Source organism: Mesorhizobium sp. WSM3224 (assembly GCF_000427725.1).
Taxonomy (GTDB): domain Bacteria; phylum Pseudomonadota; class Alphaproteobacteria; order Rhizobiales; family Rhizobiaceae; genus Mesorhizobium.
Map to the genome: position 1 here is coordinate 20534 of NZ_ATYO01000018.1, position 19325 is coordinate 39858.

Sequence of the window (19325 nt, forward strand, 5' to 3'; positions counted from 1 at the left end):
AGATTCAAGATCTGATCCTCTGAACGTTTGGACAAACGCGTTGCCTTGAGGCCTGTTCCGTCGGAAACCACATCTCGCGCCGAGCGTTCAAATCGGATGAATACCGCAGAGATTGCCATCCGGGCCGCTGCCGTCGAACGAACGGGCGGATGCCTATGCGGCAAAATCAGTTATCGGGTTATGGGCGATCCACGCGTGCACTACTGCCATTGCGACATGTGCAGGCGTGCGACTGACAGCGCATTCGCGGTGCTGCCTTCTGCCGGCGTGTCTTGGCCGGGCAAGGAACCTTACTTTCGGCGGTCATCACCTCTCGCCAAACGCGGCTTCTGCGGGGAATACGGCTCTCCGCTTACTCTAGCCTGCGACGCCGTCGTCAACGAGATCGCACTGCATGTCGGAACCTTCGATAATCCGGCAGAACTTGAGCCGCAATACAACTACGGATCATCGCAGCATCTCAGCTGGGTTCGCTGCGGCACCGACCTGCCTCATCTCGATACGGCAGAGCGATGGTAGCGGCTTCCGGCGTCGAGTTTCCCTTGCCCTTGAGCACGCAGCCGATGGAGGCGCGTACGGCGGAGGCATTGCCGTGGGACAATGGCCCCTGGCAGTACGAACCGAAATGGGATGGCTTCCGCTGCCTAGCCTTCAAAGATGCCAAGACCGTCGACCTCAGGGCAAAATCCGGCAAACCGCTTGGCCGCTATTTTCCTGAATTGATCGCGGCTCTGAGCGCGCTCACAGCGACCGAATTCGTGGTCGACGGCGAAATCGTGATCGAGGGGCATGCCTCTTTCGACGCGCTGCAGATGCGGCTTCATCCGGCGGAGAGTCGTATCCGCAAGCTCAGTCGGGAAACACCCGCGCAACTGGTGCTCTTCGACATGCTCGCCGGCCCGGGCGGACAGTCGCTGATCGAGCTGCCCTTGCAGGATCGGCGCGATGCAGCTGCAGATTTCGTCGCCAAGGCCCAGTCCAAGGCCTTGCGCCTCTCGCCTGCAACCACCAGCCTTGCGACAGCCGACAGATGGCTGAAGGACGCCGGCAGCGGTTCCGGGGACGGTGTCGTCGCCAAGCGGCTCAACGATCCCTACAGGCCGGGCGAACGCGCGATGGTGAAGGTAAAACGCCTGCGCACGGCCGACTGCGTGGTCGGCGGCTTCCGCCATCTGAACGGCACGAGGCAAGTCGGGTCGCTGCTGCTTGGCCTCTACAATGACAGTGGTCTGCTCGATCATGTCGGCTTCACATCGACCATCGCCAATGACGAGCGTGCAGTGCTGACGCAAAAGCTCGAAAAGCTACGTGGCGGGCTGGGCTTCACCGGCAAGGCGCCGGGCGGACCGAGCCGCTGGAGCACGGACCGCAGCGGAGAATGGGAACCGGTCCGGCCGGAACTGGTCGTCGAGGTCCGCTTCGACCATGTCACCGGCAACCGCTTCCGGCATGGTACCAGGCTGCTGCGCTGGCGCCCCGACAAGGCGCCGCGCCAATGCACCTTCGAGCAGATCGCGTAGCAGTGACTTGCCGGAACAATCTGTCGCCGGTGCGGTTCCTGAAAGGAGCAGTCATTGGATGTTGGAGAACGACATGGCCCCCCGCAACAGGCAGCGATCCCAAAAGCAGGAAGAAACCGAAGCGCCGACCATCGAACAGCAGGATTGGGATTCCTTCGAAGGCAACAAGGTGCTTCCCGACAGCGTGGTCACCGAGAACGGCCCGGATCTGCGGGAGACCGAGGGGGCCCTGCCCGAGGAGGACGACGACAACCCCGATCAGGAGAGCGACGAGGCCCTGCCCGACGACGAGGAGGAACGCGTGCTGTCGCGCGATCCGTCCAAGGAAGGCAGCCGCTTCGACGAGGTATAGCTGATGGCGCCCGCCCAGCCGTGACTATCCAGGCATCTTGGCGCCTGTTGGCAGGTCATCGCGCGCGACCTGAATGCGGCTGATGGGTTCGCCGGCACCGGAACATGTTGGACCCGGACGGGTTGAAGATCAAAGTAATAGCAAGCAGAGCTCCACCATGAGCCCTTCCACCACCGACCATGTTGAAATCTACAAGTACAACCATCCGACCGGCGGATGGGGATCTCTGAAGTCGCTGATCCGCAAGGCGCGCGGTGAAGGTCTGCTGATGTCAGGCATCTGGAGCACGCTGCTCAAGCAGAACAAAGCCGATGGCTACATGTGTGTCTCTTGTTCCTGGGCGAAGCCCGCCGAGCCGCGGCCGTTCGAATTTTGCGAGAACGGCGCCAAGGCCACGATGTGGGACCAGACGAAACGGTGCTGCGGCCCGGCCTTCTTCGCCGCGCATCCTATCAACGAACTGCTCGACTGGCCTGATCACGATCTCGAAAAACAGGGCCGGCTGCTTGAGCCGATGCGTTACAACGAGGTCACCGACAAATATGAGCCAATAGCGTGGGAGACGGCGTTCCGCGACATCGGCGCGGAACTCAACAGGCTCGATCCTAAATCCGTCGTCTTCTACACCTCGGGCCGCGCCTCGCTCGAAGCCTCGTTCATGTACCAGCTATTCGCGCGCATCTATGGCTCGGGCAATCTGCCGGACTCGTCCAACATGTGTCACGAGTCGACCTCGGTTGGATTGCCCGAGTCGATCGGCTCACCGGTCGGCACGGTCCAGTTGGAGGACTTCAGCCGTTGCGACCTGATGTTCTTCTTCGGCCACAACACCGGCGTCAGCGCGCCGCGACTGCTTCATCCGATCGAGGAAGCGCGCCAGCGCGGGATCCCTGTCATCACCTTCAACCCGCTGCCGGAACGGGGCCTGAAGCGCTTCAAAAATCCGCAGAATCCCGTCGAGATGCTTTCGCCCGGTCCGGGCACCAGGATGTCCAGCGACTTCTACCAGATTCGCGGTGGCGGCGACATTGCGGCGATGACCGGCATTGCGAAAGCAGTGCTGGCTCTTGATGACGCCGCGAAACAGACCGGTGCCCCGCGCGTCCTCGATATCGCCTTCATCGAAGAACACACGCATGGCTTCGAGGAGTTCGAGGCCTATCTGCGCCGCACACCGTGGCAAAGGATCGAAGCCCGGTCCGGCATTGCGCGCGCGGATCTCGAACATGTAGCCGACATCTACAGCAAGGCCTCGGCGGTCATCGGCAACTACGGCATGGGGCTAACGCAGCACCGGCACGGGACCGAGAACGTCCATATGCTCTGCAACCTGCTCCTGATGCGCGGCAATGTCGGCAAGAAAGGCGCCGGCGTGTCGCCGCTTCGCGGTCACTCCAACGTTCAGGGCCAGCGAACCGTCGGCATCTCGGAGAAGCCTGAATTGGTCCCGCTCGACAAGTTCGCCGAATTCTACAACTTCGAGCCGCCGCGCGAGAAAGGGCGCGACACCGTCGAAACATGCGAAGGCGTGATCGACGGGTCGGTGAAGGCCTTCATCGGACTGGGTGGAAACTTCGTGCGCGCCGTTCCCGAAACAGGGCTGGTCGAGGAAGCGTGGCGGCATTTGAGGTTACATGTCCAGATCGCAACGAAACTCAACCGCAGCCACCTGATACCGGGAGCCGTCACCTATTTACTGCCGTGTCTCTCGCGGATCGAAAAGGACGTGCAAAGGAGCGGTGAGCAACACGTCTCCGTGGAGGATTCCACGGCCTGCATCCATGGCTCCTTCGGCTCCCGACCGCCGGTCGGACCCAACCTGCTCTCCGAGCCCCGCATCGTCGCCGAGCTCGCCAAGGCGACGGTGGCGGCAAAGAGCTCGATACCATGGGATGAGTGGGTGGCTGACTATTCGCGTGTGAGGGACGAGATCGAACGTTGCTACCCCGATCACTTCAGGGACTTCAACAAACGCTTCCTGGCGCCGGGCGGATTTCACCGCGACATAAAGGCCTCGAAGCGAGTGTGGCAGACACCCAACAAGAAGGCGAACTTCAAGCCGCCGACAATGCTGGAGACGGATCCGGATATCGACGCGTCGCGATCGGACGTGCTGACGCTGATCACCGTCCGTTCCAACGATCAGTTCAACACGACGATTTACGGCTATCGCGACCGGCTGCGCGGCATCGACGGAACACGCATGGTGCTCATGATGAACGAAGACGATATCCGGCGGATGGGCCTTAGCGACGGACAGGAGATCGATCTGGAATCCGCCGCGGGCGACAATGTTAAGCGCCGTGTGCGCAGACTGCGCGTCACCCCCTATCCAATTCCGCGCGGCGATTGCGCCGGCTATTATCCCGAGCTCAATCCGCTCATTCCGCTATGGCACCGTGCCGAAAAGGCACATGTGCCGGCGGCAAAGTCGGTGCCGGTGCGCGTGGTGATGCCCGAATGACGCTGAGGCACTACACTCCAGGCCCGATCTGCGAGTTTGGTTTTTCTGGCAGAACTCATTTCCGCGAGAGCAGTCTTTGCCATTTGATCTGGGAAATTGCGCGGAAACACTGGCTTGGTGCAATTGCGCGCTAGTCCTTTCGCTCGCGGTACAGGCGCTCGGTCGCTCGGTCGCTCTCGCGCCGTTCAGCCGGGCTTCTGCGGCGGCTCATGAAGGGGTAGATGATCGCAAGGGAGGATCAGCGGACCGCCGGCGACAATGAACAGCCATATCGGTGCCGAACATGGCTTTGGCTTCCCATTAAAGGTCGTTCTCCAGCAACCACGTTGCTGTTGTTGAGCCAACCGAGAGAGGGTAGAAACGTTCCTTTAATAAGAGCAGTGCTGAGAGTCCGCGTGGAACCCCATAGGTCTATTCGGATTCGTCTGGCGCGGTCGGCTGGTGTTTGCCCCGTTTCGTTTTCATGGCATCACCAAGATCGCTCTTTTCGGGGTCCTTCAAATTCTCGCCGGCGGCATCGCGATCTTCGTTCGGGTTGTCCTCCGCCGGGAGATAGCCGGGAGGTCGATTTTCCTGCGGGCCTTCCCAACGTGGCTTCTGGTCGACGGTGCCTGGCGCACCGCTGCGAGAATTAGACATGGCGTTCTCCTTCGCGGTGTTCAAAAACAGTTCCAGATCGGATCCTTGGCCATTATGCCAAGTTGGGCGCGTGGCCCATTTGCAGCACATAGGGTGGGCGATACGCGATCGGCGCAGACCGACTGCTGTATCTCTCCGCTGAGAGCTGTATCTCTGCTAACCCGCAACAGGGGAGACTGTTCCCCCCGAACGGAGCATTGCAGGCCAAAACCTCAGAGTTGCGTCGGCCCACTGTGATCAGGTGAGGCTTTGAATAAACATGATGCGCTGCTGGCGGGACTTGCCATTCGCGCCACGTCACAGTTGCTCCGCAATTTCCTTGGCCAGCTGTTTGCGCTCTCGAGCCGAGACTATTTGGCGTGTCTCTACGGTCGCGGATCGTAAGCATGCCTTGCCGCGGGCGCGGACGATCTCAAACCGGCGGGACGCACCTATCAACGCATCTTCCGAACCGTACATTCCAATGATCGTGATTTCGAACTGGTGAATCTTGCGACCCAAACTCGATTCCTCGAGATTCTTCTCGCCCGTGCTTTTATCCCCCGCCTTTTCATGGAGCGCGTACGCCAGAATGCCTTCGAAGCTTCCCATGTCGACGAGTTTTCCAGGACCGACTGGGCCCTGGCGCGTCATGTGCTTCCAGCCAGACGGCGTCCTGGAGTTCCTAAGATCTTCGGCATCGGAGATGAATACGCGATGGTGGCTGGGCGGCGTTTCCAGATCGACGATGACGCTTTGAATGAAGACTGCTCCTTCGCTCATGTTGGTGACGAAGCATCGCGCGGATAACTCTCGCCCTTCGCCCCAATTGATCAAGAGCTTTGGCGTTCCTCGACGCTGGTGGCTTCGCCAGAAGATGTGCAGATAAACAGACCAAATGACCAGCATGCCTATACTGGCAAAAGCCGACATCAGGGCCGCCTTGTCCGCCAACCATGCGTACATCAGTTTGCTTCGCACATCTGATGTCGAACAGGGCGTCGCCAATTTTGTTCCATGCAGCGACTCGGCGGCCTCGCCGCCGACTTGCTGAATTGGTGCATCGGCAGAATAAGCGGAAGGTCGGCAGACGCCGGGTTACAGCTGGCGTTCGCGGCCAAGGGCCTCGCGGGAGCCAACGAAAAGAATCGTTCAGAGAGAGTCGGGTCGGACGGATCCCTTGAACGAACCCAAAGGGGGCAGTGTCATCCCAACTTCGACGGCCGCGATTGGAACATTGCCGAGAGACATTTGTTCGGCTCTCCTCCATCGAGCAAAGGAGCTTGAGTTATGACAATGCGGACAACTCTTGCGCCATTGGCCATCGCTGCGGCGTCGCTCGCTTTTCCGGCGGTTGCCACCGACAACGCGCAGACCTTTGTCAACAAGGCCGCCATCGGCGGAATGTTCGAGGTGGATTCAAGCAGGATCGCGCAGGACAGAGCCAAGGACCAGCAGGTCAAGAATTTTGCCGAGAAGATGATTGCCGACTACGGCGCGGCGAATGAGAAACTCAAAAAGATCGCCGGTGAGCAGAAGCTGCAAGTGCCCGCTCAGCCCGACACAGCCCATAAGACCGATCTGGAAAGACTGCAGAACACCACGAAGGGATTTGATCAGCCTTACGTCGAGATGCAGCGCGGCGCGCACGCCGATGCGGTGGACCTCTTCCAATCCTATGCAAAGGACGGCGACAATCCCAGTCTGAAGGCATTCGCGGCAGAGACTTTGCCGACACTGAAGATGCATCAGGACATGATCGAGAAGATCGCGGCGGCCAATGCAGGCATGCCGGCAATCAAGTCGGCTTCCACGCCCAAACCGCCCGCGCCCGTTCCCGGCGCCAACAGCTTCACTGAAACGCAGGCAATAACCCGCATTCAGGACGCCGGCTACGCGGATGTCTCTTCACTCGCCAAGGATAGCCAGGGCGTCTGGCGAGGTCAGGCGAAGAAGAACGGAAAGAGCATCTCTGTGGCGCTGGATTATCAGGGCAACGTCTTTGCCGGCCAACAGTGATTATCAACAGGAGTCATCACGATGCAAACCATTGCCGCGTTGTTCGACGATTACGACGATGCCGCCGATGCCGTGGGCGAGTTGGAGGCCATGGGAGTGCCAACATCCGATCTCAGCATCGTCGCCAACAATGCTGACGGCCGGCATTCCTCGCCTGCTGCCGCGGATGCAGCCAGCGGAGCCGGGATAGGTGCCGTGGTGGGTGGCGCGGGGGGCTTGGCGACCGGTCTCGGCGCCATGGCGATACCTGGTGTCGGCCCGGTCGTGGCGGCCGGTTGGCTGGCGGCGACCGCTGCTGGCGCGGCCGCCGGCGCAGTGGTCGGCGGGGCGGCCGGCGGCATCGTCGGAGCCTTGACGGACGGCGGCGTGTCGGAGAACGACGGCGATGTCTATGCCGAAGGCGTTCGCCGGGGCGGTACGCTGGTCACCGCTCGCGTCGATGACGATCTTGCTCCGCAGGTCGCAGGGATTCTCCGCGATTCCAGATCAGTGGACGTCGCCGAGCGGCGGAACGAATACGAAGCAGGCGGTTGGACTGGATTTGATACGGCGGGTTCCCGAGCTGAGGACGTCGATCGCGGTATCGCGCGCCGCGACCGATGATTATTGCGTCCGCTGGGAAAGGCCGGCCGCTAGCGCAGCGAATGAGGAAGCCGGCGTAAGGCGAGTGCTGTTGCCGCTGATGCTGCCTGTGGTGATTCTGTTGGCGTGCTATTGGGCGTTCGTCTACGTCGAAGAAGGCTGGCCGACGGCGCCGGTGAAGCGGACGCCCGAGCAGAACCAGGGCGGAAACGCGCCCCAGGACACATCTCCGCGGCCGGCATAAACAAGAATCCGCAAGACAGCAACAAGATGCCGGGCAATCAGTGATCACGGCCACTCCGAGCTGCCCGCGGGGTACCCAGACCCGTTTCACGGAAACGGCGAACCGCTCTATCTCTTTGTTTTGACGCAATTCCGGAAGGAAAACCGCTTCACACTTTTCCTGGAATTGCCCTAGTCACGCTCGACGAATTTGTTGAAGCGGCTGGTGGCGCCATCCGCCGTCATGTCCTGATGCACGAATGCCAAATTACTGGCGTCCATTATCCTGAAGAACTCTTCCCATTCGACGGGTTGCAGTTCCTCATCCGCTTCGCCGAAATCCACGCGCAAGATGGCGCCCTTGCCTGAGGTGCCCGCAACGGCCGGCCGCCCTTCCCGCGCTTCGATCCATGCCCGGATCACCTCATGGTTTGTGGTTTTCAGTGCGTCGCTCATATCGGCCTCCGTGACTGCCGGCTCGCTCACCATCCTTTGAGAGAGTAACCACACCTGAGCTTTCTTGTTCCTGAGCATGGATTCCCTCGATCAAACGGGAATCGCCAGCTGGCAGCAGCAATCCCGGTGAACGACTGCATCAATCATCCCCACCGCCATTTCGCGAAGTTGGGGTCGGCTGCTCTGTCTTCGTCGGAGGCGTTTGCTCTTGGACCTGCTGTCGCATCTTGACGGAGTTCGCCGACCCTCGACCCTGTGCGGCATCGGGAGTCTTGGCCTCTCTGTGCCGGAACCATGCCGGGACGATTTCGGCGAGCAGGCTTCGGATTGCAGCTTTCATTCTTTTCCTTTCGATACGGACAACGACCATGCCATCTTGGAGATCAGGTCTATGCTGGCGCATTGCCTTGCGCGAAGGCTGCCAGAAATTCCCGTATCGCTTCCAGCACCTGCTCGGGTGCCTCCCGAGTGGGGAAATGACCAATGCCGGCCAAAAGCCGGCGATCGTAGCTGGCGCTGAAATAGCGCCCCTTGGCTTCCGAGGAAGTGGCGAGCACGACACGATCTTCATCGCCGTGGAGCGTCAAAGTCGGCACTGCGATTGTGTTTGCAGAAATCTGTTTGCGAGCCAGTTCGGCATAGCACGGATCGGGTTTCGCCTCGTCCCATCGTACGCGGTAGGAATGCAGCGTCACATCGACCCAGTCGGGATTTTCGAAGGATTTCGCAACGCTGTTGAAACTCTCGTCGTCAAACCATCCCGCAGGGCTCCAGGTATCCCACAGGAAACGGGCAAAGGCCCGACCGTGCTCTCGAACCGCTTCTTCCCCCGGCCTGGTTGCCATGAACCATTGGTACCAGAAAGCCATTGCCTGCTCTAAATGCGGAGTCGCCGGCAGACCGGGTTGCCACCCCAGCGAGAGCGCTGCACAGCACGTTATGCGCTCGGGGAGCACTGAAGCGAGCAGGTACGCAATGCGCGCGCCCCAATCGTGGCCGACGACAGCAAAGCGGCCGAGCCCAAGAGCGTCGGCCAAATCAATTGTGTCCTGCGCCATCGCGGCAATTTCGCCCGAGCGCATTGTTTCGTTCGACCGGAAGATGGTCTTTCCAAAGCCGCGCAGCCAAGGCGTGACGGTGCGGAAACCATCGGCCTGGACGGAAGGCACGATGTCCGCGAAAGTCGTTGCGTCATCTGGCCAGCCATGAAGAAACAGTACCGGCGGGCCATCCTCCGGCCCGCCGCTCAGATAGGCGATCCGCAGAAGCGATGTATCGCAAAAGGAAACCTCCATGGATTCCACTCCGATCTCCACCCCCGCCCAACCTTGCTGACGGCGGCTTTGTTCCCGCAGTTCGGGCTCTCTGCCATTTGAAGGAACCAACCGCAGCGCTGCTGGTTCGGAAGGCATTCAGCGGAGCCTCACCATGTCAAATGCAGCGGAAATTCTCATCGACACTTTGATTGCCTGGAACGTTGAGGTCGTCTTCGGTCTGCCCGGCGATGGCATCAACGGCATTATGGAGGCTTTGCGGAAAAACCAGGACAAAATTTCCTTTGTTCAGGTGCGTCATGAGGAGTCCGCCGCCCTCATGGCCTGCGCCTATGCCAAGTGGACGGGAAGGCTCGGCGTGTGTCTCGCCACATCGGGACCAGGCGGCGCCCACCTTCTCACAGGGCTCTACGATGCCAAGCTCGATCAGGCTCCGGTCCTCGCGATTACCGGGATGCAGTTCCACGATCTGATCGAGACGTTCACCCAGCAGGATGTCGACTTGACCCGCGTCTTCAACGACGTCGCCGTCTACAACGTGCAGGTCTCGGACGCGGCGCATATGGAGAACGTGGCAAGCCTTGCCTGCCGCACCGCGCTGGCCCGCAGGGGCGTTGCCCATCTTTCGATCGCCAGCGATATCCAGGAGCAGCCGTCCGATGCCGCCGAGCGCTCCAAGCGCAACCGTCCCGCGCATACGCCACAGGACATGTTTGTCCCTCACTGCGTTGCCGAGGATGAGGAATTGGACAAGGCGGCCGCCATCCTGAACGGCGCCAAGCGCGTGGCGATCCTGGCGGGGCGCGGTGCACTTGGCGCCGCGGCAGAACTCGAGCAAACCGCGAAGCTGCTGCAGGCTCCGATCATCAAAGCGCTGCTCGGCAAGGCGGTGCTTCCGGACGACCATCCCTACACCACTGGTGGCATCGGTATCTTGGGAACGTTGCCGTCGCAGGAAGCGATGGAGACTTGCGACGCCGTTCTGATCGTCGGCTCGACCTTCCCCTACATCGAATATTATCCAAAGCCGGGGCAGGCTCGTGGCGTTCAGATAGATTGCGACGCGCAACGCATCGGTTTGCGCTTCCCCGTTGAGGCGGGCCTCGTCGGCGAGGCGACGGAGACGCTTCGGGCGCTCAACCGGCGCCTCAAAAGCAAGGCCGACGGCGCATTCCTCGCGGCGGCGCAAACCTCCATGCGGGAATGGCGAGAGATGATGCGCCAGTCGGAAGACGCCCAGGCCCATCCGCTCAAGCCGCAACTCGTTGCCCGGGCGTTTGGCGAACGCTTGGCCGATAATGCGATATTGGCCACCGACTCCGGCCAAAACACCGAAATGGCGGCGCGCCATGTCGATCTTCGCCAGGGCCAGGCGTTCGGCGTTTCTGGCACGCTGGCTTCGATGGCCTGCGGACTGAGCTACGCGATCGCTGCCGGAATTGCGTTTCCCGGCCGGCCGATCGCGGCGATTGTCGGCGATGGCGGGTTTGCCATGCAACTCGGCGAGTTCTCGACGGCCGTGCGTTACGGCATTCCACTGAAGCTGCTGGTCATCAAGAACAACATGCTGAACCAGATCGCCTGGGAGCAGATGATGTTCCTCGGCAATCCGCAATTCGGCTGCGAATTGCAGCCGATAGATTTTGCCAAGGCCGCCGAAGCTATGGGTGGCAAAGGCTTCAGCATCGAGCGGGCCGACGAGGTGGAGCGCGTTCTCGACGAAGCCTTTGCCGCTGATGGGCCGATCGTCATCCAGGCGCTCGTCGATGCCTACGAGCCGATGATGCCGCCGAGAATGCCGCCCGACTACGCTAAGAATTTCCGCAACGCGCTGGCGCGGACTCCAGGGCACGAACGAATCGAGCAGAACGTCGCGCGCGAGCCGGCCAAGACCATGATGGAGGCCGAGGGATGACGCGGCCGCGGGCCCGCGGTTCCGTCTCTCTGGCTGGCTGAAGAGTTGAGGAAGCACACATGCTCGACCTGTCCTGCGCGTCGCCGAATGGTCGCTGTCCATCTCAGCCGGCGCGGCATCGATAGCGATGCGGGAGGTTCCGCGGGAAGCGTCCGTCGACGTGGCTCGTCAGCGCGCCCGATGATGGAGCGCTACGTTTTGCTCGGCCTGCGTTCGGCGTCTCGATCCTTTGCGTAGGCGTCCGGTCCGCGATCTCTCTTTGGCGCTTTCGCTTCCCTGGAGCCCTCGGCAATCGGGTTGCTGGCTCCGGAGTTTTCCTCCGTATCAAAGCTTGGTCGCGTTCGACCCGGCGGATTCTGACCCTCGGACTGGCGCGTCTTGTCTTCCACCTCACCTTGCTTTCGGGCGAGTCCAAATCGACCGTGAGGCTTCTCGTTGTTCGCTGCTGCCTGTGAGAACTGGTCCGAGGGATCCGGGCCGGTGTTGGCCGGGTATTTCCTGGCGCCGGTCTCGCGGCGGTTCTTTTCTTCGCTCATGGCTAGTCTCCGTTGGCCTGTTGGATAACCAGACAGTCGGAAGAGCGTTCCTCAACTCGCGACCAGGCCGGCCGGTTCATGTCTCAATGGAACAAATCATCAGGCTACGGATTGGGCGCGTGTAGGCGTCGGCGCCGCGCGAGGAGGTAACAGCCACGGACAGGGAAGAACGCATCAGACGCCGCGCCCACGAAATTTGGGAACGTGAGGGGCGGCCGGAAGGACGGGAATAAGAGCACTGGGATCAGGCAGTCCAGGAGATCGAATCTATCCGAACAAGGTTCGGTTGCTGATCCGACAGTCGGCGCCGCGCCGGATCCAAACACAAACAAGCCGAGTGGCTACGAGCCTCAGCGGAAGGACTTCCGATGTCGCGAACCTTTGCATGGACTGCAACCGTAGCAATTGTCCTTCTACTGATCGCCGTCTGGGTTTGGGCGGGTCGAGACTCCAGGCGCCCGCCCGGCCAGCAGCCTGCGCCTCACGCGATCGATCAGAACGGCTGACATAGGCCCAAACGCGCTGCGGGTCGCTCATCGCATGGCCGTCTCACCTATTTTGTTTCCCCGGGCCTTAGGAGGAACCATTCGGCCGGAGTTGGCTCGCAGGCCCCTGAAAAACTCCTCTACATAAGGCAGCAATTCAAACAGCAGAATCACGGTCATCACGGTTGCAACATACGCCACGGGCAGTTGCTGCTCCTTCCAGGCGAGGCCAAAGCGCGCGCGCTCAGGCCAAAATCCGAACAGTGCCAGGAACTGGGCCCAGTGCAATGAAACCACGCTGACAAGCCCCATCAGCGGAATCATCTCAAGGAAACTGTGGACGTGCTGTTCGATCGGGCTCACGGTACGCGCGGTCGTCGCATAGCGCACGTCCCATATCGCGGTTGCCTCGTGGATGACAAAAACGATCATCATCGCGGCAATGATCAAGGCGTTGACCTCCAGGAACATCGCCGCGAGCAAAGGCACGCCGATTTCGGCGAACATCAACAGATGGATCAGCGATTCCTTTGCTCCGGTCGTCGATTCAATATGCGTTGCGCGATGGCAGAGCCAGTCGGCAAATCCGGCGATCAGCCAGACAGGCAGGACGAAGTACATCAGAATCAGCACCATCGGATCGTTCAGTATTGCAACGTGCTCCGGCGCTGAACTGATCTGGCTGTTATGGCCTCCATGGGATCCTCACGCGAGCGGCACTTGTACCCAACGCCTGCGGGTCCGAACTGCGCGCCGGGCCAAGGGTTCCGAACGGCACAATCTTAATGTCCAAACGCAACCGGCTTTGGAACGACTCGTTCCTGACCACGTTCTACAAACAATATTCCGACGGCATGGTTCTCTGGGATCCCTGCCCACGGAAAACCCATTGATACAAGATTTGCAGCAGCAGTTTCTCTTTCGGGAATAGGAGCAACGGAACTCCTCTGTGCAAGCCGGCTTTTGCCGGCTGCATTGGGCGCAGCAATGCAAAGGCGCGTGCATCACCAAGACTGCTACGAACTGAACAAAGGGATCACTCTGTGCGAGACTTGACAGGTGTTCGCTTACTGATCGTCGAGGACGAGTGGCTGTTGGCCGATGATCTTGCAAAATTCTTCGGCGACATGGGTGCTGTTATCCTCGGCCCCGTGGCAACAGTAGAGCAAGCCGAACGCCACACGCAGGCTGCCGAAGCCGCCATTCTGGACATAGACCTCAAGGGTCGGCGAGTGTTCCCGATTGCAGACGAACTGATGCGCCGCAACGTACCGTTCGTGTTCTTCAGCGGTTATCGGGACATAGCCATCCCGGAACATCTGAGGCACGCCAGCAGCCTTTCCAAATCAGCGACTAGGACCACTGTATTCGACGCTTTGTTCACTCCCCAGTCTTACCGATCAGGAGCCAGGCCAGAGGAAACCGGTTCAGAAGATATTTTTGCGCTTCTGCCCAAGCTGAGGCTTGCGGCCCGGCTGCTGCTTGGCGACGTGAGTGCTTCGGACCGCTTGGTCGAACGCACGCTGGAGAGAGCCCTCGTCGAGGTAGAAACGAAGCCGACGGGACAGGCAACCGCCGATTGGCTGAGTGGCATTATGGCCGAGATCGCCCGTTCATGCGGATCAAGTCTGCTGCATTGACATCCGTCCGAGCACCACCGGCGACTATCTGCAATAGTCGCTACCCAGAGCCCGCGTTCAGTCAGTGCATGATGCGACTTCTCAGCCAGGCAAAGATACGATTGCCGGTGATAATCCGGCGGACTCGTCCAGCAGCCCAACTGGCCTGCATGGTTGCGCCGGCATGACAGCTGCATACGATTTCATGCAATTCCCAATCGGAGAGTTCAAAGAAGCGCCTGGCCTCTCCATAGGTATCGGACTGCAATCCCGAGGCCCTGAGCAGCGGGTCCTCGAAGGCGACTGTGAGTGGCGATCCTGGCGCCCGCGCCTCTGCCCGCATGCTTGGATAGAGATACTCGGTGCCGGTGAGCGCGGTGAGACAACGCAACGGATTCCGGTCGAGCAGTTCTGCCCACCTCTCTATCTTTTCAGCTTTTGTCTTGAGTGGCACGAGCGGCTTGACATCCGCGATCGCGTGCAATTGATCGAGCGTTTGGTGTTTCATGACTAGCTCCCGTCCATTCTTGTCTGACTGGTTCGTACCGGGTAAAGCGGCAGGCCCGTCCAAGGGACCTAGGCGTAGGCCCATCACGGTTGCCCACCGATCTTTGGGCAGGTGCCAATCGATGGCGCCTGCACAATGTCGAACTGACAGTCGTCTCCAATGTTCCGGAGGAAGATGGAATTCGTGCATCGGGCTGCGCCGCCAGACAGTGGCGGGGTATCGTCTTTTACAGTGCGGCGCGTTTCTCGATGATCTGGTTTGCGAGCTTGACCAAATCCGGGATCGCAGCCGGCTTCGACAGATATGGCGCATCGTGAAAGACAGGCGCCTGGAACGCAGGATCATAACCTGAGTGTACTATGAAGGGCACATTCAGCGCTTTAAGGCGAGCGGCGGCAACACCGCGCTGCCCGTCCAGCAACTGAATGTCGATGATGGCCAAATCCGGCCTGTTGTCGGCCAACCAGGTTTTGGCCGCATGCTCGGAGGCTACACAGGCTACTCGGAACCCATTTTGCTTCAGTCCGTCTGCCACATCCGAAGCGAGCAAATATTCATCTTCCATGATCAATGCCAATGGCGCCTTCATATTCGCCTCTCTGGGTCCACCTGCGGACCTAACAAAACGCCGGCCCGCCGGTTCCATCATGAAGTGAGGCGGAGGACTGCTCCCGACGGGAAGAGCGAGTGGGTCGCGAAGATCGCCTGACGTCCTGTTCAATTCTTCCGACGCCGGAACCTGAGGCTTTGCCGCTCGGGGAAGCGAAGCACTCCCTTTTGCGACGCTTCATCCACATTGCCGGCCGGATGGGGGCCGGCCTGGACGAGGCCGTCACCTTGGGCTTGGCCGAGCACGACCACGCCAGGCGCACCCAAAATAAGATGTGATCTGAGCAGACGGGCAAGCTTGGGGTGCAGCCCGTCGCCTCTGGGTGCCGCCAATGTATCCAGCGGGAGTAAGGGATTCATCACATGCCCTTTCTTTGGCTGTGCAGCCCGCGGCCGCCATCGTGGAACAGTGGAGATTAAAGGCGCGCCTGTTGGAATAGTTCCGGCTGCCCTCACGATCGTCACCCGCAATAGCGGACGGAATAGCCGAAAATGCGTTTCCGAAAGGCAGCGTTGTTCTTCACCTCCAGCAGATCCATTGGAACAGCTGGGCCGTTGGAACAGCAAGGCCCGACAGATGTTTTGTTGCGAAGGAGTTGTCCGATGACCTCATGGAACAAGCGAACACCTGCCGCGGACCGGGGCGAAATCCAGGCAGGCACAACTCAAGACAAGACACCCGGGTTCGATCCAGCCGCCGCGCCCCAGGAGACGGACGCCGAGGCGGGGAGTTCCGCGAATTCGGCCCGCCCCGCCGTCCGGCATGAGCCAAATTTCACCAACCAGGCCAGCTTCGCTAACGCAATGCGGCGTCCGGAGAATGCGCCCGGTCTTCAGCCGGCCAGGACGGGACCTGTGCTGGTGATTGCGGCGTTCGTGTTCCTGGCGGCTGTCGCGTTATTGCTTGCCGCATTGCTGCGGTAATTGCCGGCGCGCCACAAGTTTGTAGCTGAAGGAGGCTATTTCGATGCCAAACTTAAGAAGGCTTCTTCGCCGTCTATGGCCACGGAAGATCCAACCGGCCGCCGATCCATCGCCTGTCGATGCGATCGTGCGGTTGCTGCGTGAGATCAACGATCAGGATTCGCGCGGCCACAAGGGATAGAGTTCATACGTGTAATGTCGCGCCACACCGCTGGCAGGCTGCACGCCCGACGTGCGCCTTGCCTGACCAAGTTGGTGTCGTGCGCTGTATTTCCTTGACCATCATCGTTCCAGGAAATGGCCGACGGCTCTCAGCGACGACAGCCGATCGGAAATGATCTTGAGCATGGCCAGTAGCGGGAACGCCAAAAGCGCTCCCGGCGCTCCCCACATCCAAAACCAGAATATCAGGGACAGGACGACAAGAACCGGATTCAAGGTAAAGCGGCGCGCTAGAAGGAGGGGCGTGACCGTCTCCCCTTCGATGAGATGAATCAGGAAATACAGCCCCGGCGGAAGAAGCGCCCACCACAGACTGTCAAACCCAAGCAAGCCCACCAGCAGAAAAATACCGACCCCGAGGAGAGGACCCAGAAAGGGAACGTAATTAAGCAGAAACGCAGTCGTGCCCCACAGCAATACGTCGCCGATTCCGCACAGATACATGACTGCGGCGGTGGCCAATCCGACCAGCGCGTTCATGAGCGTTATCGTCAGCAGATAAATGGATATGTCGCTTTCGATCCGTTGGAAAATCTCGACGGCCTGTCGTTTGTCGCCGAAATTCGGCAGTACCTCGACAAGGCGCCGAAGGAACGTGTCGCCGGACAACAGGAGAAAGTAGAGAACCAGGACCGTCGTGAGCAGTCCGTCCAGAACGGCCTTGGTGCCGGCGAACAATGTCCCGGCAAAACCGAGATCGCTGCGTACCGCTACCATGGTGCGCCCTTGCGGAGGCGCGTTTGCGACTTCCTCGGCAACTTGCAAGGCGCCCTGCAGCTTGTGCATCGGGCCGCTCAGCACCATCAAATGCGCTTCCAATCTTGGCACGCCTTCGGGTAGTTTTTGAGCCCATGTCGCCGCGGGCTCGGACAGGGCGGCCACCAGGCCAACTAAGATCCCAACCACCAGGGCGATCGGCAAAATCGCTCCCAAAACCCTAGGCACAAAAAAGCGTTCCAGCAAGCTGACAGCGGGCTGCAGGAGCAACTTGAGGACGACGGCAAGCACTAGCGGAAGCACTATGGCGCTCGCTGCAAAGGAGGCCGCAAGGATTGCCAGGAGGAAGAGCCCGCCTGCAAAAAATGTCACCAGACGCAACAACCGGCTTGTGTGCGAGTTCTCACTCGGTTGCCCGATGGGCTCAATCGTGCCTCCAGGAGCCGGCGACGATTGTTCGAGCCCGGAGCGTCCGTTCGGCGTTGAAATCTTTGCCCGCATGTCCGGTGTTGAGGCGTTCCTCCGTGCCGCTGTTGCTGTTCGTGCGTTGCTTTGACTGGCGGTTCACCGACGCCGTCGCGTCTTTCGGTGCGACCGGAACCCAAACTACGCCGGAGCGATCACGATCACACCGCTACAAAACCGGCAAATGGCACCGATGTTCCTGCGGAACCAAGAAACAGTGAGCTTCCGACAAGGGCTTTTGCTGGCGGATGTTCGAATATAGCGGATGCTCTGTACGGAACCGGTGTCGCCGAAAAGCTCGTTCGGAACAACAGGCCGTCGGCCAAGTTGCAGGAACGACCGTGGCCGTCCGGAAGATTCGACAGGCATGAGCGCACAGCGCTTGTGGCGCGCGAACTGCTTGAAACGGAACACTTGGCGCCCCGCGCAAAGACGGCGCGACTGCGCGAACCGCGCCTGCCTACGAGTCCGGCATCAAAGCCATCTGCGGCAAATATCAGCTAGTGATTGGCTCGGTCGACGCTGCCGCGGTGGTCGCACAGGCTGGCGGGGTTCAGCCGGGCCCGGTCGTCTTGCCAATATGCATGGGCGTGGCCTGCCTGTGTGCCTGTCTTGTCACTTTGTCGGCCCCGCTGGCATCCTGATCACCGGTTTGCTTCAGCGCCTTCGTCGCCTGGGTCAACGTAACCCGGTCGCTACCATGTTGCGCGATGAGCCGCTTCACCTGTTCGGTGGTGACCCCATTCTGGCGCGCGAAATGTTCGATCTCGTGGTCTTCGACTACCGCCAGCGTACCTCGATTTTTACCTGCGCTCTTGGTCATCTTGAATCCTCCTCGAAGGGTGTCGACGATGGACGAACGCCATCCAGCGCTATTTGTTGCCCTAGATTTCGTAGGGCCCGCCGAGCGATCCACGGAAGGCGTGGCTATGTCGCGCCGGATCAGGCCTGCCGATACGCCAGCGGGTGTCACCGGTCGTCACACTCCCCGGCTCCCGGATCTCCCTCGGTCTCGTCATAGATGTGCTCGTGGATGATGCCTAGGATTTGCAGCCTCACCTCCTCGCGCGCTTCCGGCTGGATGAATGGCATAAGGAGATCTACCGTCTCATTGACTCTCTGTGGCAGATCGGCTCCCGGGTCGCTCAGGTAGTTGCCATGGGTATAGATGTTCTCGGCTAGTTTTTTGTTCAGATCGGAAAACAGTCCCATGGCGGCCACTCCGCTTTTCCGCCCGGAACGGCTGAATGCTCAAAATAGTTCCATCCCACGGCGGCCGCCTCTGGCCAATATCTCGAAGCTTGAGCGTCCGGACCCATTTCGGGCGACCGACGGCCGGTCGTGAGGTCCCGCAACGTCGATCCGCTTGCAAAGCAATGGCAGCGATCCCGGCGCGAGCTCAACTCTTCCGGCTGCGCTCGACGAACTTGTTGAAGCGGCTGCTTCCTTTGCTGCCGGCCTCGTCCTGATGGAGAAAGGCAAGATCGTTCTCATCGAATATCCGGAAGAACTCCTCCCACTCGATCGGCTCGAGTGTTTCCTCCGGCTCGCCGAAGTCGATGCGCAATATGCCGCCCTCGCCCTTCGTGCGAACTACGGCGGGATGGCCGTTCCTCTCCTCTACCCATTTACGGATTTCGTCGTGATTGGTGGTCGTCTTCGCCTCGGACATGGCTTTCCCTTTCTCACTGCGGAACCGATGCGGTTCTAACAGCACGCAAAGGGCAATGTTCCAAGCATGGCGGCCCAGCATCCAACTCGCCGTATCCGGCACAGCAGGGGGAACTTTGTTGAAGCAGGGAACAAACCTTTGGTCCC

General features: G+C 60.2%; 22 protein-coding genes. 10 read left to right on the plus strand and 12 right to left on the minus strand.

The annotated features are described in order from the left end of the window. The first annotated feature begins 96 nt into the window (after positions 1 to 96). The 4 genes from YU3_RS39595 to YU3_RS0123565 all read left to right on the plus strand — a co-directional run bounded on the left by YU3_RS39595 (position 97) and on the right by YU3_RS0123565 (position 4336). The gene (locus YU3_RS39595; protein ID WP_084508254.1) at positions 97 to 519 is read left to right on the plus strand and encodes a GFA family protein; all 423 of its coding nucleotides are present in this window, start codon (positions 97 to 99) and stop codon (positions 517 to 519) included. Beyond that, positions 513 to 1520 carry an ATP-dependent DNA ligase gene (locus YU3_RS0123555; RefSeq protein ID WP_027168542.1) on the plus strand — a complete coding sequence of 336 codons (1008 nt, stop codon included), beginning with the start codon at positions 513 to 515 and terminating at the stop codon, positions 1518 to 1520. The genes YU3_RS39595 and YU3_RS0123555 overlap by 7 nt, the downstream gene beginning before the upstream one ends. A 73-nt stretch (positions 1521 to 1593) precedes the next feature. After that, positions 1594 to 1872, plus strand: a complete 279-nt coding sequence (locus YU3_RS0123560; protein ID WP_027168543.1) for a hypothetical protein — start codon at positions 1594 to 1596, stop codon at positions 1870 to 1872. A gap of 157 nt (positions 1873 to 2029) precedes the next feature. After that, positions 2030 to 4336 (plus strand): FdhF/YdeP family oxidoreductase, encoded by a 2307-nt coding sequence (locus tag YU3_RS0123565; protein ID WP_027168544.1) that lies wholly within the window; start codon positions 2030 to 2032, stop codon positions 4334 to 4336. 411 nt (positions 4337 to 4747) lie between these two features. Here YU3_RS0123565 and YU3_RS0123570 read toward each other — a convergent pair whose 3' ends face one another. Together YU3_RS0123570 and YU3_RS0123575 are read right to left on the minus strand one after the other, a co-directional pair. Then, positions 4748 to 4975, minus strand: a complete 228-nt coding sequence (locus YU3_RS0123570; protein WP_027168545.1) for a hypothetical protein — start codon at positions 4973 to 4975, stop codon at positions 4748 to 4750. 297 nt (positions 4976 to 5272) lie between these two features. Next, on the minus strand, positions 5273 to 5920 hold the full coding sequence (locus YU3_RS0123575; RefSeq protein WP_027168546.1) for a hypothetical protein: 648 nt from the start codon (positions 5918 to 5920) through the stop codon (positions 5273 to 5275). A 324-nt stretch (positions 5921 to 6244) separates the two neighbouring features. Between YU3_RS0123575 and YU3_RS0123580 the strand changes: the two genes are divergently transcribed. Together YU3_RS0123580 and YU3_RS0123585 are read left to right on the plus strand one after the other, a co-directional pair. Further along, positions 6245 to 6973, plus strand: coding sequence for a DUF4142 domain-containing protein (locus tag YU3_RS0123580; protein WP_027168547.1), 729 nt, complete (start codon positions 6245 to 6247; stop codon positions 6971 to 6973). Positions 6974 to 6994: 21 nt separating this feature from the next. Further along, on the plus strand, positions 6995 to 7576 hold the full coding sequence (locus YU3_RS0123585) for a hypothetical protein (protein ID WP_027168548.1): 582 nt from the start codon (positions 6995 to 6997) through the stop codon (positions 7574 to 7576). A gap of 393 nt (positions 7577 to 7969) precedes the next feature. Here YU3_RS0123585 and YU3_RS0123595 read toward each other — a convergent pair whose 3' ends face one another. After that, positions 7970 to 8233 carry a hypothetical protein gene (locus YU3_RS0123595; protein WP_027168549.1) on the minus strand — a complete coding sequence of 88 codons (264 nt, stop codon included), beginning with the start codon at positions 8231 to 8233 and terminating at the stop codon, positions 7970 to 7972. Positions 8234 to 8622: 389 nt separating this feature from the next. After that, on the minus strand, positions 8623 to 9645 hold the full coding sequence (locus YU3_RS0123600) for an alpha/beta hydrolase (RefSeq protein WP_245273630.1): 1023 nt from the start codon (positions 9643 to 9645) through the stop codon (positions 8623 to 8625). Between the two features lie 16 nt (positions 9646 to 9661). Between YU3_RS0123600 and YU3_RS37300 the strand changes: the two genes are divergently transcribed. Further along, on the plus strand, positions 9662 to 11422 hold the full coding sequence (locus YU3_RS37300; RefSeq protein ID WP_036259360.1) for a thiamine pyrophosphate-dependent enzyme: 1761 nt from the start codon (positions 9662 to 9664) through the stop codon (positions 11420 to 11422). A gap of 191 nt (positions 11423 to 11613) precedes the next feature. Here YU3_RS37300 and YU3_RS39600 read toward each other — a convergent pair whose 3' ends face one another. Then, positions 11614 to 11958: a hypothetical protein gene (locus YU3_RS39600; protein ID WP_027168551.1), complete on the minus strand. Its 345-nt coding sequence runs from the start codon at positions 11956 to 11958 to the stop codon at positions 11614 to 11616. A 173-nt stretch (positions 11959 to 12131) separates the two neighbouring features. Here YU3_RS39600 and YU3_RS39605 point away from each other — a divergent pair, with 173 nt between their 5' ends. Next, positions 12132 to 12191: a DUF2934 domain-containing protein gene (locus YU3_RS39605; RefSeq protein ID WP_084508276.1), complete on the plus strand. Its 60-nt coding sequence runs from the start codon at positions 12132 to 12134 to the stop codon at positions 12189 to 12191. Between the two features lie 300 nt (positions 12192 to 12491). On the opposite strand, the gene YU3_RS0123615 is transcribed toward YU3_RS39605, so the two are convergent. Continuing rightward, entirely contained in the window at positions 12492 to 13094 is a 603-nt protein-coding gene (locus YU3_RS0123615; RefSeq protein ID WP_027168552.1) for a hypothetical protein, read from the minus strand. Positions 13095 to 13537: 443 nt separating this feature from the next. Between YU3_RS0123615 and YU3_RS0123620 the strand changes: the two genes are divergently transcribed. Then, a complete protein-coding gene (locus YU3_RS0123620; RefSeq protein WP_245273631.1) occupies positions 13538 to 14083 on the plus strand; it encodes a response regulator in 546 nt (181 codons plus the stop codon). Positions 14084 to 14144: 61 nt separating this feature from the next. On the opposite strand, the gene YU3_RS0123625 is transcribed toward YU3_RS0123620, so the two are convergent. Next, positions 14145 to 14570, minus strand: a complete 426-nt coding sequence (locus YU3_RS0123625) for a hypothetical protein (RefSeq protein ID WP_027168554.1) — start codon at positions 14568 to 14570, stop codon at positions 14145 to 14147. A gap of 226 nt (positions 14571 to 14796) precedes the next feature. Then, positions 14797 to 15159 (minus strand): response regulator, encoded by a 363-nt coding sequence (locus YU3_RS37305; protein ID WP_051334058.1) that lies wholly within the window; start codon positions 15157 to 15159, stop codon positions 14797 to 14799. A gap of 623 nt (positions 15160 to 15782) precedes the next feature. Here YU3_RS37305 and YU3_RS0123640 point away from each other — a divergent pair. After that, positions 15783 to 16103: a hypothetical protein gene (locus YU3_RS0123640; RefSeq protein ID WP_027168556.1), complete on the plus strand. Its 321-nt coding sequence runs from the start codon at positions 15783 to 15785 to the stop codon at positions 16101 to 16103. A gap of 282 nt (positions 16104 to 16385) precedes the next feature. Here the strand turns inward: YU3_RS0123640 and YU3_RS0123645 are convergent, their stop codons facing one another. From YU3_RS0123645 to YU3_RS0123660, 4 genes are all read right to left on the minus strand, one after another. Then, positions 16386 to 17423 (minus strand): AI-2E family transporter, encoded by a 1038-nt coding sequence (locus tag YU3_RS0123645; protein ID WP_245273632.1) that lies wholly within the window; start codon positions 17421 to 17423, stop codon positions 16386 to 16388. 637 nt (positions 17424 to 18060) lie between these two features. Then, complete coding sequence (locus YU3_RS37310) at positions 18061 to 18330, minus strand: DUF3606 domain-containing protein (protein WP_036259369.1); 270 nt, start codon at positions 18328 to 18330, stop codon at positions 18061 to 18063. Between the two features lie 146 nt (positions 18331 to 18476). Further along, positions 18477 to 18719, minus strand: coding sequence for a hypothetical protein (locus YU3_RS0123655; protein ID WP_027168558.1), 243 nt, complete (start codon positions 18717 to 18719; stop codon positions 18477 to 18479). A gap of 187 nt (positions 18720 to 18906) precedes the next feature. Further along, a complete protein-coding gene (locus YU3_RS0123660; RefSeq protein ID WP_027168559.1) occupies positions 18907 to 19179 on the minus strand; it encodes a hypothetical protein in 273 nt (90 codons plus the stop codon). Positions 19180 to 19325: the final 146 nt, after the last annotated feature.

Excerpts from the sequence above, each read along its gene's own strand:
- YU3_RS39595 (WP_084508254.1), top strand. The coding sequence starts at position 97 with ATGAATACCGCAGAGATTGCCATCCGGGCCGCTGCCGTCGAACGAACG.
- YU3_RS0123555 (WP_027168542.1), top strand. The coding sequence starts at position 513 with ATGGTAGCGGCTTCCGGCGTCGAGTTTCCCTTGCCCTTGAGCACGCAG.
- YU3_RS0123560 (WP_027168543.1), top strand. The coding sequence starts at position 1,594 with ATGGCCCCCCGCAACAGGCAGCGATCCCAAAAGCAGGAAGAAACCGAA.
- YU3_RS0123565 (WP_027168544.1), top strand. The coding sequence starts at position 2,030 with ATGAGCCCTTCCACCACCGACCATGTTGAAATCTACAAGTACAACCAT.
- YU3_RS0123570 (WP_027168545.1), bottom strand. The coding sequence starts at position 4,975 with ATGTCTAATTCTCGCAGCGGTGCGCCAGGCACCGTCGACCAGAAGCCA.
- YU3_RS0123575 (WP_027168546.1), bottom strand. The coding sequence starts at position 5,920 with ATGTACGCATGGTTGGCGGACAAGGCGGCCCTGATGTCGGCTTTTGCC.
- YU3_RS0123580 (WP_027168547.1), top strand. The coding sequence starts at position 6,245 with ATGACAATGCGGACAACTCTTGCGCCATTGGCCATCGCTGCGGCGTCG.
- YU3_RS0123585 (WP_027168548.1), top strand. The coding sequence starts at position 6,995 with ATGCAAACCATTGCCGCGTTGTTCGACGATTACGACGATGCCGCCGAT.
- YU3_RS0123595 (WP_027168549.1), bottom strand. The coding sequence starts at position 8,233 with ATGAGCGACGCACTGAAAACCACAAACCATGAGGTGATCCGGGCATGG.
- YU3_RS0123600 (WP_245273630.1), bottom strand. The coding sequence starts at position 9,645 with ATGCCTTCCGAACCAGCAGCGCTGCGGTTGGTTCCTTCAAATGGCAGA.
- YU3_RS37300 (WP_036259360.1), top strand. The coding sequence starts at position 9,662 with ATGTCAAATGCAGCGGAAATTCTCATCGACACTTTGATTGCCTGGAAC.
- YU3_RS39600 (WP_027168551.1), bottom strand. The coding sequence starts at position 11,958 with ATGAGCGAAGAAAAGAACCGCCGCGAGACCGGCGCCAGGAAATACCCG.
- YU3_RS0123625 (WP_027168554.1), bottom strand. The coding sequence starts at position 14,570 with ATGAAACACCAAACGCTCGATCAATTGCACGCGATCGCGGATGTCAAG.
- YU3_RS37305 (WP_051334058.1), bottom strand. The coding sequence starts at position 15,159 with ATGAAGGCGCCATTGGCATTGATCATGGAAGATGAATATTTGCTCGCT.
- YU3_RS0123640 (WP_027168556.1), top strand. The coding sequence starts at position 15,783 with ATGACCTCATGGAACAAGCGAACACCTGCCGCGGACCGGGGCGAAATC.
- YU3_RS37310 (WP_036259369.1), bottom strand. The coding sequence starts at position 18,330 with ATGACCAAGAGCGCAGGTAAAAATCGAGGTACGCTGGCGGTAGTCGAA.
- YU3_RS0123655 (WP_027168558.1), bottom strand. The coding sequence starts at position 18,719 with ATGGGACTGTTTTCCGATCTGAACAAAAAACTAGCCGAGAACATCTAT.
- YU3_RS0123660 (WP_027168559.1), bottom strand. The coding sequence starts at position 19,179 with ATGTCCGAGGCGAAGACGACCACCAATCACGACGAAATCCGTAAATGG.